This is a genomic window from Salinivirga sp., assembly GCF_035268865.1.
GTDB lineage: Bacteria > Bacteroidota > Bacteroidia > Bacteroidales > Salinivirgaceae > Salinivirga.
Genome location: NZ_DATFKB010000017.1, coordinates 1 through 19,966 on the forward strand (window position 1 = coordinate 1; position 19,966 = coordinate 19,966).

Here is a 19,966-nt window from a genome sequence, read left to right on the forward strand (position 1 = left end):
CCATCATCATATGAAGCCTGCATTGCCTGCACAGGATCTTTAGAAGACTTCCCTTTTCCATGCACATAAAGGTCATAAGCAAGTTTGATGCGTTCCCAACGCTTATCGCGATCCATACCATAATACCGGCCTACAATTGAAGCTATTTTGGCATTGGTACCTTCAACCTCATTCTGAAGTTCCTGAATGAAGCCTTTACCGCTTTTGGGGTCGGTATCGCGGCCATCGGTAAGGGCATGAATATTAATATTGTCAATACCAGCCGCATCTGCCATTTTGGCCAACTTGTATAAATGTTTGTTTGAAGAATGCACACCACCGTCTGAAACCAGTCCTACCAGGTGTACGGCTTTATTATTTTCTTTGGCATACTGCCAGGCCTTTACAATCTCTTCGTTTTGTTCAATTGACCGGTCTTTTACAGCTTGGTTAATTTTCACCAAATCCTGATATACTATTCTACCAGCACCAATATTCAAATGGCCAACCTCCGAGTTTCCCATTTGACCATCGGGCAAACCCACATTTTGGCCTGAAGCCTGAAGTTGCGCATTAGCAAACTGTTTTGTGAGTTTATCCATATTTGGTGTATTGGCGTTATAGATTACATCAGATTTATTTTTCTTCCCGATACCCCATCCATCGAGGATCATCAACATTACTTTTTTGTTCATATGGCAAAAATTTAAATAAATTATTATGTTGGGTTTTGAACACCAACTTATTGTAGCAAAAGTAATTTTACAAATACCATGCTAAATACACAAACTGTAAAGAAACAGGAGCTAATGTATGTACTATATCTGCTCTATTAATCCGGTAAAGATTTTTGTCATTTGTGGTTCCACAGTTCCGGCAACATCCTGAACCTCATCGTGGGTTGTTCCTTTTTCAGGATCAGCTGGTTCTGAAACATTTGTAATAACAGACATTCCAAATACCTTCATACCCATATGTACTGCAACAATTACTTCCGGCACAGTTGACATTCCGGTTGCATCGGCACCCAAAATTTTAAACATTTTGTATTCTGCAGAAGTTTCAAGTGTTGGACCGCTACTACCAACATATACACCTTTCTGAAGTTTTATTTGCTCTTTATTTGCAATAATTTCGGCTTTTTTAATCATCTCCTGGTTGTAAGGCTCACTCATATCAGGGAAACGAGGTCCAAGCTCATCGATATTCTTACCGCGCAATGCATTCTGCGGGAAAAAATTAATATGATCATCGATGATCATCATGTCGCCGGCGTTAAAATCAGGATTTAAACCACCTGCAGCATTTGAAACAAATAATGTACCTGCGCCTAACTGCTTAATTACGCGTACGGGCAGTGTTACCTGATTCATCTCGTATCCTTCGTAGTAATGGAAGCGTCCCTGCATAGCAACAACTTTCTTACCGCCAAGGTCACCAAAGATCAATTGACCTGAATGTCCTTCTACTGTAGACACAGGAAAACCGGGAATATCGCTGTAAGGAATCTTCACACTATTTTCAATACGATTTCCAAAATTCCCTAATCCACTTCCAAGGATTATACCTACTTCTGGTGTACCATCAATCTTTTCTTTTACAAACTCCGCTGCTTTGTTAATCTTCTCTAACATATCTTATTGTTTTATTTTGTGCAAATATATTGAAATCTCAGAGATTTCTAGCCTGAATAATGGTATATTGAGGCACAAAATATGCAATAAGCCCCTCAGAAAACCATCTGATATTTAACCTGCAAAACAACATATAAGATGCCTTACGCGTTAAGTATTTATCAAAAATATATCATTCGCTTATGAAAAAATTATATCTCAGTTTGCTATTTTTTTCGGCAGTGCTTTTAAGTCAAAACACCAATGCCCAAAATCAGAATATTCCTGTTTTAGCTAGTATTGTAGAAGAAGTAAATCAGGACAGCCTCACCAGCTATATTGAGGCGCTTCAAAATTTAAAAACACGATATGCTTTAGCTGACAATAGAAAAGAAGTAGCCCAATGGATTCAAAGTAAATTCATTTCATTTGGATACAACGATGTGGTACTGGATTCTTTTAACATTAATGAATATGGCGAAGAAACGGTACAATATAACGTAATTTGCAAGGGAAATAACCCTGAAAGCTCAAAAGACTACGTATTACTTGGTGCACACCATGATGCCATTACCTATGTAAACCCTGCAGACTCAGCACCGGGGGCCGATGACAATGCTTCAGGTACAGCAGCCGTATTAGAAGTGGCCCGGGTATTAAAAGTCCATGGAACAGCAACAAAAATTCCGTTTCACTTTGCCACATGGGCTGCAGAAGAATTAGGCCTTCACGGTAGCGAAATTTATGTAGAAAGACATAAAGCCATGGATAGCCTGCCTCTTTTTTATTTTAATCTGGACATGATTGCCAATAACGTGGCCGACAACCTCTTAATGAACTATCAGGCAGATGCTGAGTTGCGAAGCCTTGTTGAAATTACAGATAATTACACAGAAATCATACCCACACCGGAAAGTTCAGGAGGTGGCTCTGATCACTTACCCTTTAAAAACGAAAATGTACCTATAATTTACTACTCCGAATACCACTTTTCAGATGTTTACCATAGCGAAGCAGATATACTGGCAAACCTGGAAATGGATTATGCTACCCAAATTGTTAAAGGTGTGGCAACATCATTTTACTATGGGGCCAATGCACAACCACAATTAAATATTGAGGCAGTTGTAAATGGTGGTAATGGTACTGATTTTATTGTAAACTGGACTCCGCAAGACGAAATAGCTTATTACAAAATTGATGTATATGCACAAGACTCACTCCTAAAGAGTATCAACACCGATTTTGACAGTCTTTATATTGATGACCTGCCGTTAAATGAAACTATATGTTTTGACTTATACAGCATTGGTTCAGACAGTATTCCGGGACTAAAAACATCCGCATGCATTGACCTAAGCGCCGTACCTGATGCACCAATTGCTTCATCCGAAATGGAGTTACAACAAATCACATTAAACTGGTCAAATTCGCTTCCGATTGACGCACATACCATGCACATTGAGAGAAAACCAGATGGTGGTTCAACTTACAGTCTGGTTTCAGAAACAGATCCGGCCAACGGAAGTTATAGTATTAGTGATCATCCGCTGGGCATCTGGACCTATAAATTCACGCTGGAAGACAATGAAGGATTAATTTCAGACTCCACTTTAATTAAGGTATACAGTACAGACTCTGAAAATGACATAATGGTTGTTATAGGAAACATGGGTGGCTACGGAAACCCCTCGCTGGAGCAGGTCATGTCATTTTACGACAGTATAATGCCTGAGGAAAACCACTTTGTATTTAGCTCCCTTGCTGATGCGGCATATTTGCCCATTTTAGATAATATGAAGACCCTGATATGGAATTCATTCTGGACCAATAATTCTGACTTTTATGAAAACCTTGATTTAATTCAGAATTTTTTATCAGAAGGAGGCCAGCTTCTGGTCTTTGCCAATGAAATATACGAGCACACCGATCCGGACTTTACGGGTGAAGAAACCTACGCTCCCGGGCAGCTGATATACGAAATGGGCATTAGTGAAATTATCCCAAACAACGATGCCAGGCTCAGACAAATGAGGCATGCACAGGGTTTACTCATTGATGTAAATGCCAGCAAATTACCCGACAGCTACGAGGGTGCAGTGCCAAACATTGAAGCTTTAGTACCAACTACTTCAAGCGAAGTTGTATTGACCTACCATAGCTTAACTGACCAACCTCCCACCAATGCGCTTGACGGAGAAGCCATTGCAGTTAAATCGGCTATTGATTCGGCACTCATTATTGCATGTAATGTGCCGCTTTATTACTTTAACACAAACCAATCAAAAACCTTAATCGAACAATTACTTGCGGAGCCTTTACCAAATGGTATTTCAAACCAGGTGGAATTTGAAAACGCCTTCTCCATGCACCCCAACCCGGCAACCAATCATTTTGAAATAATCAATAATGGCAAAACCTCACTAATTGGCGATTTGAAAATATATGACTTGAGTGGCCGAATTTTAAAAGCATCTGCAATTAATTTAGCACAGGGAGATAAGGCATTAATTAATACCCAGGGAATAAGTGCGGGAATTTATATCATTTCAATCAGCGGGCAAACCCATAATTCGCGGAAACTCATTATCAGATAGGCTATAAAGAAAAAGGCGAAGTATGAACTTCGCCTTTTTCGGGTGGTGCCACCCGGGATCGAACCAGGGACACCAGGATTTTCAGTCCTGTGCTCTACCAACTGAGCTATGGCACCGTTTGCTTATTCGAAAGCGTTGCAAAAGTAGACGTTTTTTATTACTCAACAAATTTTTTCACAGAAAAAATATGAGTACAAAAAACAGAAACTTCAGACGAAAACATAAGCCCCTATATAACAGCAAGTAAACCATATCGGAATCTATACGTTACTTGATATTTAAATTCAGTCTAAATTCTTGTAGAAATGTGAATAACTATTGAAAACCTCTCTGCCAGTTAATCGTTTTTAAAACTTTGAAGTTATATTTTTGTAAGTTCAGACTATAGTTAAAACGAATAAACGACATAGATAAATTGGGACAGAAAGCAGTACAAACTCCATTAATGAAGCAATACTACCAGGTGAAAAACAAATACCCTGATGCCATATTGCTTTTCAGAGTTGGCGATTTTTATGAAACATTTGAGCAAGATGCCATTAAAACATCAGAAATACTCGGCATTACGTTAACAAAAAGGGCTAATGGTTCGGCATCTTACGTTGAGTTGGCCGGATTTCCGCATCATGCACTCGACAATTATTTACCCAAACTTGTACGCGCAGGCGAACGTGTTGCCATTTGCGACCAGCTGGAGGACCCTAAACTGACTAAAAAAATTGTAAAAAGAGGTGTTACCGAACTTGTAACACCCGGTGTTTCGCTGAACGATAACGTGCTTGAACATAAAGAAAACAATTTTCTGGCCTCGGTCTTTATAGACAAAACCATTGCCGGAATAGCCTTTCTTGATATTTCAACGGGCGAATTCTACACTGCTGAAGGCAATTTTGAATATATCGACAAATTACTACAAAGCTTTGGCCCCAAAGAAGTGCTTTATGAAAAGCAGAAAAAAGAAAAATTTTACGAAACTTTTGGTTCCAGACATTATTTGTACCCCCTTGATGAGTGGATTTATGAACACACAACTTCACGGGAAAGATTATTGAATCATTTTGAAACAACCTCATTAAAAGGCTTTGGAATTGAAGGCCTCGACCGTGGTATATTGGCTGCCGGCGCCATCTTACATTACCTGGACGCCACACAGCATCACAACATTAAAAATATCACAGGCATCTCCAGAATTGATGAGGAGAAATACGTATGGCTAGACCGCTTCACAATACGTAACCTGGAGATATTTAATTCAATGCAAGAAGGCGGCAAATCACTCATTAATGTAGTAGATCGCTCGGTTTCACCCATGGGATCGCGACTTTTGAAAAGATGGCTTGCCCTTCCACTCAAACATTCAGGACCAATAGAAGAGCGACTCGACATAGTACAATATTTTATAGAAAACGAAGACCTTCATAATGAGTTAGAAGAGCACATCAGAAAAATAGGCGATATTGAGCGCCTGATATCAAAAGTTGCTGTAATGCGCATCTCGCCGAGGGAAGTATCGCAATTAAGAGCCTCCCTTCAGGCTATTGAGCCTGTTAAAAATATTTGCGATAATGCAAAAGATGCCAACCTTCGAAAAATTGGAGAACAAATAAACGTATGTAAGTCCATTCGCGAGCGACTCGAGAAAGAATTACAAGAAGACCCACCGGCACAGGTTAATAAAGGCAATGTAATTGCCGAAGGCGTGAACCCGGAGTTAGACGAACTACGTCAGATGTCGCAATCTGCACGCACTTACATGAATGAAATGCAGGAGCGCGAAATAAAAAAAACCGGCATTCCATCCCTGAAAATTGCCTACAATAATGTATTTGGCTATTATATTGAAGTTAGAAACACCCATAAAGACAAAGTACCAGAAGAGTGGATTCGCAAACAAACCCTTGTGAGTGCAGAGCGCTATATAACCGAGGAGCTCAAAGAGTTCGAAACTAAAATACTTGGCGCTGAAGAGAAAATTCTGGCCCTGGAAACAAGACTTTTCAATGAATTGATAATTGCTATGGGCGACTATGTTTCTCAAATACAAATGAATGCTGTACTTCTGGCGCGTATTGATGTGCTAATGGGCTTTGCCAGGCTAGCTGTAGACAACAAATACAACAGGCCAGGAATAAACGAAGGAAATGAGATAAAAATTACCAACGGTCGGCACCCGGTTATTGAGACGCAAATGGAAGCAGGTGAGGAGTACATTGCCAACGATGTTTTACTTGATGATAAAGACCAACAAATTGTCATTATCACCGGGCCTAATATGGCAGGTAAATCAGCATTACTGCGACAAACAGCCCTTATAACACTCCTTTCGCAGGTAGGTTCTTTTGTACCCGCTGAAAAAGCAGAAATTGGCGTGGTAGATAAAATCTTTACCAGGGTTGGAGCTTCTGACAATATTTCCGCGGGAGAATCGACCTTTATGGTGGAAATGAACGAAGCCGCAAGCATATTGAACAACATATCATCGCGAAGCCTTGTGTTGCTCGATGAATTAGGGCGAGGCACCAGCACTTATGATGGAATATCGTTGGCATGGGCTATAGTGGAATACCTCCATGAACACCCAAAACATAATGCAAAAACGCTTTTTGCCACCCATTATCATGAGCTAAATGAGATGGAGAAAACCTTTAAGCGTATTAAAAACTTCAATGTCTCGGTGAGAGAGGTCAACAACAAAATTGTTTTTCTACGAAAGCTTGTGCGCGGCGGCAGTGCACATAGTTTTGGTATTCACGTAGCTCAAATGGCGGGCATGCCCCCATCAGTGGTTCAGCGGGCCGAAAAAATCCTTAAAGAACTTGAAGAGGCCAGAAATGAAAAAGGTATGGGGATGCCAACAGAAGAAATTACCCAAAACCGCGAGGGCATGCAATTAAGTTTTTTTCAGCTTGACGATCCGGTACTGCAACAAATCAGAGATCAAATATCTAAGTTAGATGTAAATAATCTTACTCCGGTAGATGCTCTAAACAAGCTTAATGAGATTAAAAAAATTGCAGGTCTTTAATTTTACCGGTTATTCGATCACCATATACACAAAAGTTAAATTGAGTACGTGATAGGCAATTTCACCAAATGTAACCGGCCCGGACACATCGGCAATATTTTTTCCTTCGAGGCCAAAATTCACATAATTGAACAGACAATTGCATGAAAAAACGATATGCTCCCGGCTTGGTTCTTTAGCAATATGGCATTTAAATTCCCTGGCATAATCAAAATCTCTTGATTTAGCAACTTTATATGGTGTCTCAGGAAATACAGGAGCAAAAAGGTCTGCCCGCTGTCGATCTTTATCCCATATAGATCCAACATTAATATTAGCTCCGGCATAATTTGCTACCAGAGGGAGTGTTTCATCAATTTTATTCGTTTTTAGGTATTGATACAAATCAAATCGTTTTCCATCAATTACACATTCGTTATTGCCAAAGCCTTTCTGATCAAAATAAATTTCATCGCCACTACCCTGTTCATATACATTGATAGTTTCAACCCTGGCAACTTTTTCATCAGGCAACTTAGCATGCATTACCACAGCCTGATCAGTAAAGGACTGGTTGCCGGCATAAGTTTTAGGCTTTATTTTTCCAAAATCCTCATATTTTACTCCTGAAACCCAACCCACTACAGGATTCACATAAATATCCTCCCACTCTGGAGATTCCAGGGCATACCTTGACCAAACATCTGTTAAACCAGGTAGGATTAGAAATGAAAAACCGTTTTCATAACTTTGTTCTACAATATTATCAATGTTGTTAGCATTGTAATGTTTGATTTCAAAATCGGTAACTTTATCGGTAATGTCATTTACGTATATAAAATCTTCGGTAAACATACCCCCATCTTTAGTCATAAAATAAGGTATTGTTCCACCAACCCATTTTCCATCTGGCAATTGGTCAAGTTGTGATTCATCTCCGGCAAGCATTAATAGTTTTCCCTGCTCTATCATTTGAATTACTTCTTCTAGTCTGTAAAGTTGGTTAGACATTTTTAGTTGTTTTACATCAATTAAGAATTAAAAATTTTCTTCATATCCTTCATAACAGCATGCCTGTACTTTAAGCATAGTGCATAAATATCATCAATAGCTTTATCCACGGATAGCTTACCGGATTTTATATCTTTTGCAGTTTGGTTTACTTTAAGCTGCAAAACAAAATTCTCCAGGGAATATTGTTTTTCTCCTTTGACAAGATATTTCCACTCTGGGTGAGTCTTATCCGGTAACATAAGTGCAGTTCAATTTACATTTTATACATTATCATGACAATAACAAATATATAAAGATTATAATAAAAGGCAAGCAAACCTTGAACAAAGGTGGCAGAAAGCACAGGTAACAATTGCCTGATAAATCTATTTTAAAAGCTTGCCCAAAAACCAAGTGCAAACGTTTGCATTTGACACAATATTTTCAAAATCCCAGCGTATTATTATACACTTAAGCATTTTTTCGTTTACTCAGTTATAATCTGTTAGGCCTGATATCTAATGGAAACAAAAAACAACAAACATAGCAAAACCACTATCAATAACCAGAGTGCGATGACAAAAAAAAACGGCTTTGTCAATGTAATATCACTGGTTAATTGTACAATTTGCAAAGTAAGTTTGGCGGCCCTTATTTTATTAAGTTTTCTTGTGGTAAATCCGCAAAAACCTTCAAAAATAAATCACCAACCAGTGCAGGACAGCCTAAAAAATGTAGCTAAAGACACATTAATGTTTGGCCGTCAAATAAAGGGCTCCAGGGCAAGACCCGCTACTGCAGATCCTGCCGTACTAAAGCATTAATTTCCCCAAATTGTTCCATCATTTCTCTGGCCTCCTCAGGGAAGGTATTACTGGATTTATTGTATAACTCTCTTAACATGTACAGTTTCTGATATACCTCCATCGCCACACCTTGTCGTTTTGCAGGGGGCAGGTTTTTATACATGATAAAATAAGCATTAAGATCGTCCCTTAGATTTATCAGAAGATCTTTGGCTTTATCTTTATCTCCTGCTTTCATATAGGCATCAAACATATTGTGTCCCTTGTAACTCCATGGAATTTTTGATGTAGGCACTACTTCCATGGCTTTGTCGAGTACTTCAATAGCTTTTCTGTTTTCGTTGTCAGAAGCCAATTTCTTTGCGATATCGGAGAACATACCTCTGTAATCGAAGGTATAAAACATCCGTACATTGGTCCAATCCAGGTAAATATCGTTTGTAACGCCACCCCACTGAAATTGATTCATTATTAGTTCATGCTGATAATCGGCATTTGAAAACTTCCTGTCGCCGGTTTTATAGGGCATTAAACGGTAAAGCAACCCTTCGCGGTGCACGTAGGGAGCCAGACCAAGGTTGCTCACCATATTTCTATTAAGAAAATATATAGGTCTTTCCCAATCATTGTTTGCAATTATATCCAGAATAATAAGTTCATCGGCACTAATGGACTGAGCATTAATTCTGAATTGAATATTTGAAGGTACACTGTCGCGATTGAATTCATACCCCTCAGCTGTTTTAATAAAATTTGCCTTATCTACAGGTAAAATGATATTTTTAACTGGAATATAATTCCGTCTTGATCCATCGGCATAACCAACCTTTGTTTGAGATTTTTCACTCTTAACAAAATCAATTACCTGTTGAGCTGTTGCCGGTTTTTTTCGTTTTTCCATAACCGGAACACTCATATTCTTACCTGCAAGAAAGTCTTCTCCCTTGAATGTGGTTTCTACCAGACCACGTTGAACAAAGTTGGTATGTAATTGCCTTATATACCAGTTCGTTGGGAGGAAGGTTTTAAGAATTGGCAATACGTCAGTTCTATACTGCTCTACCTCCTGCATGTACCATACCGGGTAGGAATCGTTATCTGCAGCAGTGAACATAATGGCATTGGGCTGACAGGATGAAAGCATGTTACTGGCGTGGGCTTTTGTAGTGTAACGGCCCGACCGGTCATGGTCATCGTAGTTTTCGCTCAACAAATTACCCGGAACCAAAGCGCCTATTATAACAAATGCGGCGATACTAAATGGCTTTGCATAGGGCGATTTTTTAACCAATGTGAGTAATTGAAGCGCCCCAAGGCCAATCCAAATGGCAAAAACATAAAAAGAACCAACAAAAGCATAATCGCGTTCACGAGGTGTGCGCGGAATTTCATTCAGGTAAAACACAATTGCTGCGCCGGTGAGTAAAAAGAATGTAATTACAATTAATACATTGTTTTTATCTTTTCTCCATTGATAAATAAGACCGAGCAGCCCTAAAAGCAATGGTAGTAAATAATATTTGTTAGATGCTTTATTGTCTTTTAGGTGGGAAGGTAAATCTTCCGCAGGAATGAGCCGGGCATTGTCTATAAAATTTATACCACTTTGCCAGTTGCCATGCATTTTTTCTCCTGTACCCTGAATATTATTTTGTCGTCCAGCAAAATTCCACATAAAATATCGGCCATACATATAACCGAGCTGATATTTAAAGAAAAACCGAAGGTTATCTGCGAAAGTTGGCACTGTAATGGTTTTCATTTTTCCATCACGACCCTGAACGCGGACCTTTCGACCATCGATATCAATCCATTTTTCGTATAATCTCGCATGACCGGGATCAAGGCTGGCCATTCGCGGGAAAAATGTCTTTGTTTTTTCGTTAAACTTATACTCGGGAATCAACAGGTCTTTCACGTATTTATCCTGATAAAGCTTGTAAGTATATCGTTCCTCTGCATCGATTAACGGCGAGTTGTAGTTATTACCGTAAAAAAGTGGCCTTTTGGGATATTGCTCACGGTTAAGATAGTCAACAAGTCCGTAAATATTCTCCACATTATTAATATCGATATAAGGTTGTTGATTTGAACGAATAATGAGCATGGTAAAACTACTGTAACCTGCAAGCCATAGCGCAAAAGCCAGTGCAATAAAATGCAGGGTAATTTTACCTTTCTTACGGTAATGATGTATGGCGTACAAAACGCCTCCGGTCAGGAGAAAAATAAAAAACAGTGCTCCGCTATAAACCGGCAAACCAAAGGTATTAACAAAAAGCCTGTCTGTATGTGCTGTAAAGGCTACCACACCGGGAATAAATCCAAAAATTATGATAACCATTAATAAAACTGAAAGCGCAAGTGTAATGATAATGCCTTGTGTTGACCTTTCAAACTTTTTAAAATAATAAACCAAAGCTACTGCTGGCAATGCTAAAAGGTTAAGCAGGTGAATTCCAACCGAGAGTCCCAGTAAGAAGAAAATAAGCAATAACCAGCGATCGGCATACTGAGAATTATCCTGTTCCCAACGAATAATACTCCAAAACACGACTGCTGTAAATAAAGATGATGTGGCATAAACCTCACCTTCCACTGCAGAAAACCAAAAAGTATCAGTAAATGCAAAACTCATAGCGCCAAGAAAGGCGGCCATAGTGAGCACTTGCTGCAAGTATGAAGCAGAGAAATTATGATTTGTTTGTTGTAAAAGTTTTTGTCCAAACCAATAGATGGTGTGAAAAAGAAAAAATATGGTAAAAGCGCTGGCTGTCGCAGACAACAAGTTAATCATAAATGCAGCCTGGGAAGGGTCGAGGGCAAAAAGACTAAAGAAACGGCCCAATAACATAAAAACTGGTGCGCCTGGCGCGTGACCTACTTCCAGCCCATAAGCACAGGCAATAAATTCGCTACAATCCCACATACTTGTAGTGGGCTCCAATGTAAGCAAATAAACAATAAAGGATATAATCAATACCAGTAATCCACCTATTTTACGCGTCATAATCGTGTGTTTGAAGATTTAGTGCAAATTTATAACGATCGTTGGAAGTTTAAGTATAATTCATCGCTATTTTAATTTGATTTTAACTTTTAATGAATTAAAGCCTAACTATATGATCGGCATTTTCACTTAATAAAGGGTTGCTATCTGCAGCAATAATGGTGTGTCCCTTATGGATTAATGCGTCAAAAAATGAGATTAAGTTCATGACATTTCCCAAATCCAGACCTTCAGAGGCGCTATCAAACAAAATCACAGCATGTTCATTACCAATGGAGACAAACTTCTCTATAATTCCAATACGCTGTTGCTCTCCGCCTGAAAGTTTGTTGTAATCGCGGTCAGGCGAAAGGTAATCGAGGTTAATGGATTTAGCCAGGTCAATAAAAGCACGGCTTCTGGCTGACCAAATATCCTCCTTATCAAGCTCTGAAAGGGTTAAAGACAACCATTGTGCGATATGTTTACCCTTCGCGGTAAAATTCAAAATTTCGGGGTTGTAACGCCGACCTTCGCATTCGGGACACCTCTCTTCCACGTCGGGCAAAAAATCAAGGGAGGTTTTAATAATGCCTGCACCTTTACAAGCAGGACACTGAAACTTCTTTGAGTTATACCCAAAGTCTGCTGCTTTCAATCCGGCCTGTTTTGCAGCTTTAGTAGTTGAAAATACCTTTTTCAGATCATTTAAAATATTAGTCCTTGTGGCAATTGAGCTGCGTCCGTTTGCACTGCTATTAAAATCACCGGAATAAACCACGATACTATTTCTCATTCCGGACAAAACTTTATAAAGATGCTGTATCAGCTTTGTTTTGCCTGAACCCATTGGCCCTGCAATGCAATTCAAAGCGTTGTAATAAAAGGGCTGCTCCAACCCCTGAATTTTCTGCAATTTGTTTTTTGACTTTAGAGCCCTGATTTTTCTGCCCGAAACAACAATTTTTTCGTCAATTATTCTTTGTAAATTTTGTCCGGTAGAGGTATCAAACACAACCTCACCCCCCGAACTTCCGCTACCAGGTCCAATTTCTATAACACGATCAGCCACCTTTAACATCTCCGGATGATGGTCGCTGAAAACAATTGTGTTTCCTCGCACCTTTGCCAATTTAAAGGCCTTAATGAGGTGGTTCCTGCCGTTATTATCCAATCCATAAGAGGGTTCATCCAAAATAATACACATCCCACTAAGGCTTGATGATAGCAAGCTACTCAAACGAATCCATTTATGCTCTCCACCAGACAACATTGCGGCCGGGCGACCCAGGGGCAGTTTGCCAAGGCCTGAATCAACCATAAAGTGTGTTTTCTCTTTTATCTGATTCAGAAGTGGTCCTGAAATTTCTTTGAAGACGGGGTTTTCAATTCTATTGAGTAGTTCATTAAGTGTAAGTTCCATTATTTGGCCCATATGAAGGCCATCAAATGTAAACCGAAGCATTGAATCATTTAAACGATAACCGCCACATTGCGCACAAGGCTCATCAGTTAATAATTCCATAGCCAGCTTTCCCCTTTTTGAGGGAAAATGATTGCGGTATTCTGCTTCAATCATGTGGCACAAACCTACCCACCGATCGGTAAATTCATATACTCCTTTATTATTTTTCCTTTCAAAAGGCCATTTTACATAATACTGCGTATCAACAGTACCAAACAATATCTTTTGCTTTTCTTGTTTGCTAAACACATTCCATGGCCGCGCTAAATCTATTGAAGCCGAAGAAGCCATAGCTTCCAGAATCCACCGGAATTTATTTTGTGTTGAAGAAAAATATGTAACTGTTTTGTGATCATGTAAAGCACCATTGAGCAAAGGTTTGTCCGGATTTGTGATAATATCTTCAGGTTTACATACTTTTCTAAAACCGGAACCTTCGCATACACTGCACACCGAAAACTCATTGGAGGTAGAGAAATCTGCAGCGCTAGCCTGTGCACCATCCGGGTGTTTTGCAAACCGGGCAAATAAGAGCCGCAATAAATCATACAAACCACTAACCGAGGCGACGGTGGCTTTAATATCTGGCTTATGAAGTTCATTATTAACCGCTACAGTGGGCGTCATACTATTTACCTTGCCAATGTTGGCTGACGCTCCAAACTTCATCTGCAAACGCCGGAAACCAGCGAGGTTTTCTGTAAAAATACGCTGACCTTCAGAAAGCAATGTGTCTATTATAAGCGATGTTTTGCCACTTCCCGACGGGCCGGTAACAGCTAAAATTTGGTTGAAAGGAACTTTAAGATCAATGTTTTTCAGATTATTTGTAGTGACATTTTTTATATCGATAATAGGTATCTCAGAGGTTTGTGCCGGCTTTGTGAAAGTCCTTTTTGTGTTTTTCAAAAATTGCTGAGTGGGAGAATTATTACCTGATAAGAACGTTTTTGCAGGACCACTAAACAAAGACTTCCCTCCCTCTTCGCCACCTTCCGGACCCATATCTACAACCCAGTCCGCTTGTTGTATAACCTGAACATCATGCTCTACAACTACAAGGGTATGTCCGTTGAGCAAAAATTGTTTTAAAATTTTCATTAAGCGATCAATATCAGATGCATGCAGGCCTGTGGTAGGTTCGTCAAGAACATACAATTGTTCAGACTTTACCGGACTTTGAAGATATTTGGCCAGCTTGATGCGCTGCGCCTCACCACCCGACAAAGTAGTAGATGGTTGCCCCAATTGTAAATAACCGAGTCCTAAATCAATCAACATCCGGAGAAATCTCTTTATTCGTGTTTCTGTATTAAAAAATGCATGAGCTTCCTGAACATCCATTCGCAAGATTTCATGAATGTTTGAACCCTTATATTTAACCTTCAGTATATGGTCATTATATCGCGCACCTTTACAAACAGGGCAGGGTTGTACCAGATCTTCAAAAATGTGCATCCCGGTGACATAACTCCCTGATCCAAGACATGCCTTGCATTGGCCCTCCTTGTTGTTAAAAGAAAAATCTTTGGCTTTTAATCCTGCAGCATTAGCAGTGTCGGTGGCAGCAAATAATTTTCGAAGTTCATCAAAGAGTCCTGTATAGGTAGCCGGATTGCTCCTTGAGGTTCGGCCAATGGGCTTTTGATCGACGAAAATTACATTTTTAAAATGCCGGGATTTCAAGAGTCCGTGATAAACCAACGTGCTTTTGCCAGCTCCAGAAACACCTGTAATTACATTCATGCCATTGCGGGCAAATACAAATTTCTGTCTAACAATATTATTTGCCCGTTCAATGTTAATTTCAAAAGTGGATACTGTGCCGCCTTTATGAGCATTTACAGATATTTGGTGTGTCTTTATTAAACTTTTTGCCGTAGGGCTATCCTTGATCTTTTTCTGAATAAGTGCTTCAGGTGAACCCGAGAAAACCACCCTCCCGCCATACTTACCCGCTCCGGGGCCAAGTTCTATTAAATGCTGCGCAGCCCTTATTATAGCCTCACTATGCTCAACAACTACTACAGTATTGCCATGCGCTAAAAGGCTGTATATGTTTTCTATAATCCGGTGCACATCACGGGGATGAAGCCCAATTGACGGTTCATCAAAAAGGTATAACACACCAGTAAGCCCGTTATAATTAAGCTGTGCAAGACGCATGCGACGCAACTCTCCCTGCGAAAGCGTTTCGCTTAATCGGTCGGGTGAAATATGGCCAAGGCTCAGGGCAATCAATTGCTCAAGTCGATCGGCAAGCAGTTTTACCAAATCTTGTTCGCCCTGTGAGTTACACCTTATTTGCTTTATAACACGAAAAAGTTCTGCAAACGGGCGCGATTCATATTCAAACAATGATTCATTGTGCCAGCTCACCTGTCGGGCGGTTTCATTCAAACGCGCGCCGCCACAAGCAGGGCACTTACGTGCTGAAACAAACTTCAAAATATTATCATTACGATCGCGACGCAAAATTTCTTCCATAACCGGCAGAATCCCTTTATAAAATCCTTCATCACGGGGTTTGGCAGTCATACCCGACCACTTCATTCTTGATTCCAGCGAATGCTTACCGTACAAGACTTTTACCTTCTTGCTCCCATTCAGCACAGCATACTGTTGCCCGGCTGACAATTCACTCCAGGGGGTATCCACATCAAACCCATGCGCATTGCACACTTTATTCAATTCATCAATTGTAACCTGGGAGTAAATAGTATAACCATTGGGAAGTGTTATTTTTAATGCCCCATCCCTGAGTGTTTTTGTTGAATCGTCGATAAGTTTATCTGCATCAATAAACTCTTCAATACCGAGCCCTTTGCATTTCGGACACCAACCCTGTTCGGTATTGAACGAAAACTGACTACGGGTCAGAGCAAGGTTTTGATCGTTATAACGCGCAAATAATTGACGTAAAAAAGGAAGTAATTCGCTAAAAGTACCAGCAGTAGACCTTCGGTTAGCCTGCACATGAGTTTGACCAACACTAAGAACCGGTAATAATCCATTTACATCTTTTACATGCGATGGTCTGACCTTACCAAGTTTTGACCGGGTATAGGCTGAGAATGTTTCCAAATACATGCGCTGCCCCTCACGCTGCAAAACATCTCTTACTAAACTGCTTTTACCACTTCCGGAAACCCCTGTAATTACAGTAAATTTGCCCTTTGGTATTTGAAGATCTATATTTTTCAAATTGTGTTCAGCGGCTCCAATTATTTTAATATCATCCATGATGCCGGAATTTGGACCAAAGATAGGGCTTTGAATTAAAATCCGCGTCCCCGCCAAAAAGAAGCCTTAATTTTTATATTTTAGATGAAAAATTATTCATTATAAACTCATAGCAAGCGAAATCTTTTTTAAATAGTGTCAGCAAGAAAACCCCTTGATTTTGTGTCTTTGATAAGAAAGCGTCAAAGACAAGGATTTCTAAGCGCTTGAAACCAAGGGGTTTACAGTCGTAATCGACTGTATCAAAAACGAGAACCATTAGCTCACGAGCAACGCGAGTAATAACGCAGTATTTGGCGTTTTCTTGCAAAGACTAAATAAATGCATAAAACCAAGCTACAAAAATCACAATATTTAAAACGCAACGAATGAAAATCCCTCTGGTCTATACTACCATCAAAAGATTATTGGTAATATTAGCGCTCTTTTTGTCGATTGATGCAAGTGGACAGCAACCCATTTTTAAAAACTATTCCATAGACAACGGACTCCTCAGTAATGAGGTTTATCATGTGATACAGGACCAGAAAGGCTACATATGGATTGCCACCGGACAGGGTGTGAACAGATATAATGGTTACAGTTTCAAAAATTATAATCAACTGGATGGCCTTCCGGACAATACTGTTTTAGAGTTATTTGAAGACCAAAAGGGCCGCATTTGGACGGTAACGCTTACCGGTGAGCTGGCCTGGATTAAAAACGATACAATTAAAATTTATCCATATAATGATATAGTATTTAAGCATAACACTGAAAAAAGACATCCCATTAAAAAAAGTTTTTATGTGGATTCACTTGATAATGTTTATATTAGCTTTTATGACAATAATCCTATAAAAATAGATGCATCTGGAAGTGTTGCAATGTTGAAATCGCCTGAGCCGAACACATCCATAATTGAGACAATCACAAATGACAAAATAATTTTTGGATGTATTAAAACCCCAACAAGCCTGGTACTTAAAAACCCTGTAATAGACAACAAATCACATAACCTTACACTGAGAAAAGGCTTCAGATCAGTCAGCTGCAGATACAAACGGAACATCTTATATTCCGACCTAAACAGACTTTACTATTTTGATACATCAGGCAAACTGAACAGTCATAATTTTGAAAAACAAATTCTCTGGATTTCAGAGGACAGAAAAGGACTGCTTTGGATTAGTTTTTTGGATAATGGCGTTAAAGCATACAACAACTTTAACTTTTCAGAATCCGTGTATCATTTTTTACCTGAATATGATATTTCTTCAGTAGCATTAGATCATGAAGATGGATATTGGTTTACAACACTTAAAAACGGAATCTTTTACACCCCATCGTTACAGCTTAAAAAACTCACACCTGGTAAAAATGGCGTGTCGGAAAATATTGATAACATTTTATCTTTCGATGAAAAGGTATGGTTTAGCGGAGGATCGGGCAAATACTTCACCTATGATTTCAATAAACTGGAAACTGTAAACTACGGTAAACCAAAAAATTTTGGACACAGTAAAATGTTAAAAGCATTTGGAGATAGCATCATTCTAAGTGAATTAAATAAAGGTACTTTCTTAATTTACAAAAATCAGTTCAAAAAAATTAGCGAACGATATTTTTCTGATGCCATCAGATTAAAGGACAACAATATACATCTATTCTACAGACGAAAATCTAAAAAAATAAATACACCTTATTATACGATAACGGAATATACTAATTTTTATGAAATATATACCGTTCAGCTATACAAAGACAATGAAGTATGGCTGGGAACTGACAGGGGATTGTTTCGGCTAAACCTGAAAACAAAAGAGATTAAAGAAATAAACAGTAGTAAACTACTGAGAAACAGGATCAATGTAATTTTAAAAGATAGCAAAAACAAACTATGGATTGGCACGCAAGGTAGTGGTCTTATAAAATATGGAGATACCATAGAGGCACATTATAAGAAAGAAGATGGCTTATCAGGAAACTCTATTAATGCCATAAAATTAATCAATGATACTTTATGGGTCGGAACTAACCATGGTATTACAAGTGCAGCATTAATCAATGATTCCATTCAGAAGACCCGAATTACAAACATTACAAAAGGTCATGGGTTACCAGCCAATGAAATTCATGATATTGCTTTCCTCAACAACAGTGTTTTTGCCGCAACAAATAAAGGGGTGGGCTTTTTCCCCAGAAATATCCACTCACACTCATCCCCGTTATATATTACCAATTTTAAAATATCAGGTAAAGATACAGTACTGCTAAAAAACTACCAATTACAACATGATCAGAATTATATTGAAATATCATTCGTTTCTATCAACTATCAGCGGAATAAGCCAATTGAATATTATTTTTTGATGGAGGGAATTGATAAAAACTGGCGTAAAACCACAGATCTTAAAATACAATATCCATCGCTGGAGCCCGGTTCATATAATTTGCGCATCAAAGCAGTTAACAGCTTTGGAAAAACAAATTCTGACGAAGCTCAAATATCCATTACAATAAAAAAACCTTACTATCAAACGTATTGGTTTTATACAATTACTATTCTACTCATTTTATTAATAATTTTTACTGTTTTTCATATCATATTCAAATTCAGACTTAACGAAATAGATAAACGAATTTCGTTAGAAAAGGAACTGAATAAATCAAGACAGCAGGCATTAAGCACCCAGATGAACCCTCATTTTATCTATAATTCGCTGACGTCGGTTCAGAACTATATTTTAAACAACAATGCTCTAAAATCGAGTGAATATTTATCGAAACTAGGTGGGCTGATGCGCAGAATGCTGGACAATTCCCAACACACCTACATTACCTTGCAAGAAGAGGTAGAAGCGTTGCAACATTATGTAGACATGGAGCTGTTACGATTTCACCACGATTTTAATTTCGAGCTTGATATCGACAAACAACTGAATTTGCATGAAATTTATGTACCACCCCTATTTTTGCAACCATACGTTGAAAATGCCATACACCATGGCTTAAGATTAAAAAAAGGCAGCAAACAACTCAAGGTTAACATATTTAACAGCAATGAGCAGGTAAACATACACATTGAAGACAATGGTGTAGGCAGAAGAAAATCGAAAGAGATACAAGAAAACCTGAGAAGCATTCACAGATCGCAAGGCATGCAAATAACAAAGAAAAGACTAAAACTCTTCAATAAACTTTATAAGAGTGAATTTAAAGTAAGTGCATTCGATGTAAACCCAGTAAATCAGGATACAGGCACAAGAATTGAGATAGTTTTTTCACCATTTTAATA

The 19,966-nt window shown here is 38.8% G+C and carries 9 protein-coding genes, 1 tRNA gene and 1 pseudogene; 4 read left to right on the forward strand and 7 right to left on the reverse strand.

Features of this window, described 5'->3' with window-relative positions:
* Together VJ937_RS01115 and VJ937_RS01120 are read right to left on the reverse strand one after the other, a co-directional pair.
* Window positions 1-674, reverse strand: a pseudogene (locus tag VJ937_RS01115) (2,3-bisphosphoglycerate-independent phosphoglycerate mutase); the annotation flags it as partial.
* Window positions 675-797: 123 nt separating this feature from the next.
* On the reverse strand, window positions 798-1,613 hold the full coding sequence (locus tag VJ937_RS01120) for a purine-nucleoside phosphorylase (protein ID WP_324065081.1): 816 nt from the start codon (window positions 1,611-1,613) through the stop codon (window positions 798-800).
* A 182-nt stretch (window positions 1,614-1,795) separates the two neighbouring features.
* Between VJ937_RS01120 and VJ937_RS01125 the strand changes: the two genes are divergently transcribed.
* Window positions 1,796-4,189: a M20/M25/M40 family metallo-hydrolase gene (locus VJ937_RS01125; RefSeq protein ID WP_324065082.1), complete on the forward strand. Its 2,394-nt coding sequence runs from the start codon at window positions 1,796-1,798 to the stop codon at window positions 4,187-4,189.
* A gap of 43 nt (window positions 4,190-4,232) precedes the next feature.
* On the opposite strand, the gene VJ937_RS01130 is transcribed toward VJ937_RS01125, so the two are convergent.
* Window positions 4,233-4,305 (reverse strand) — tRNA-Phe (locus tag VJ937_RS01130).
* 329 nt (window positions 4,306-4,634) lie between these two features.
* Here VJ937_RS01130 and mutS point away from each other — a divergent pair.
* Window positions 4,635-7,214, forward strand: a complete 2,580-nt coding sequence (mutS, locus tag VJ937_RS01135) for a DNA mismatch repair protein MutS (RefSeq protein ID WP_324065083.1) — start codon at window positions 4,635-4,637, stop codon at window positions 7,212-7,214.
* A gap of 9 nt (window positions 7,215-7,223) precedes the next feature.
* Here mutS and VJ937_RS01140 read toward each other — a convergent pair whose 3' ends face one another.
* Both VJ937_RS01140 and VJ937_RS01145 read right to left on the reverse strand, forming a co-directional pair.
* Window positions 7,224-8,204: a DUF6976 family protein gene (locus VJ937_RS01140; protein WP_324065084.1), complete on the reverse strand. Its 981-nt coding sequence runs from the start codon at window positions 8,202-8,204 to the stop codon at window positions 7,224-7,226.
* Window positions 8,205-8,224: 20 nt separating this feature from the next.
* A complete protein-coding gene (locus tag VJ937_RS01145; RefSeq protein WP_324065085.1) occupies window positions 8,225-8,446 on the reverse strand; it encodes a hypothetical protein in 222 nt (73 codons plus the stop codon).
* A 315-nt stretch (window positions 8,447-8,761) separates the two neighbouring features.
* On the opposite strand from VJ937_RS01145, the gene VJ937_RS01150 reads away from it, so the two are divergent.
* Window positions 8,762-9,010 (forward strand): hypothetical protein, encoded by a 249-nt coding sequence (locus VJ937_RS01150; protein WP_324065086.1) that lies wholly within the window; start codon window positions 8,762-8,764, stop codon window positions 9,008-9,010.
* Here VJ937_RS01150 and VJ937_RS01155 read toward each other — a convergent pair.
* Window positions 8,979-12,002, reverse strand: coding sequence for a DUF2723 domain-containing protein (locus VJ937_RS01155; RefSeq protein ID WP_324065087.1), 3,024 nt, complete (start codon window positions 12,000-12,002; stop codon window positions 8,979-8,981). The two genes, VJ937_RS01150 and VJ937_RS01155, sit on opposite strands and share 32 nt — an antisense overlap.
* 97 nt (window positions 12,003-12,099) lie before the next feature.
* Window positions 12,100-16,689 carry an ATP-binding cassette domain-containing protein gene (locus VJ937_RS01160; RefSeq protein WP_324065088.1) on the reverse strand — a complete coding sequence of 1,530 codons (4,590 nt, stop codon included), beginning with the start codon at window positions 16,687-16,689 and terminating at the stop codon, window positions 12,100-12,102.
* 368 nt (window positions 16,690-17,057) lie between these two features.
* On the opposite strand from VJ937_RS01160, the gene VJ937_RS01165 reads away from it, so the two are divergent.
* Window positions 17,058-19,964, forward strand: a complete 2,907-nt coding sequence (locus tag VJ937_RS01165) for a sensor histidine kinase (protein ID WP_324065089.1) — start codon at window positions 17,058-17,060, stop codon at window positions 19,962-19,964.
* The last annotated feature ends 2 nt before the right edge of the window (window positions 19,965-19,966 follow it).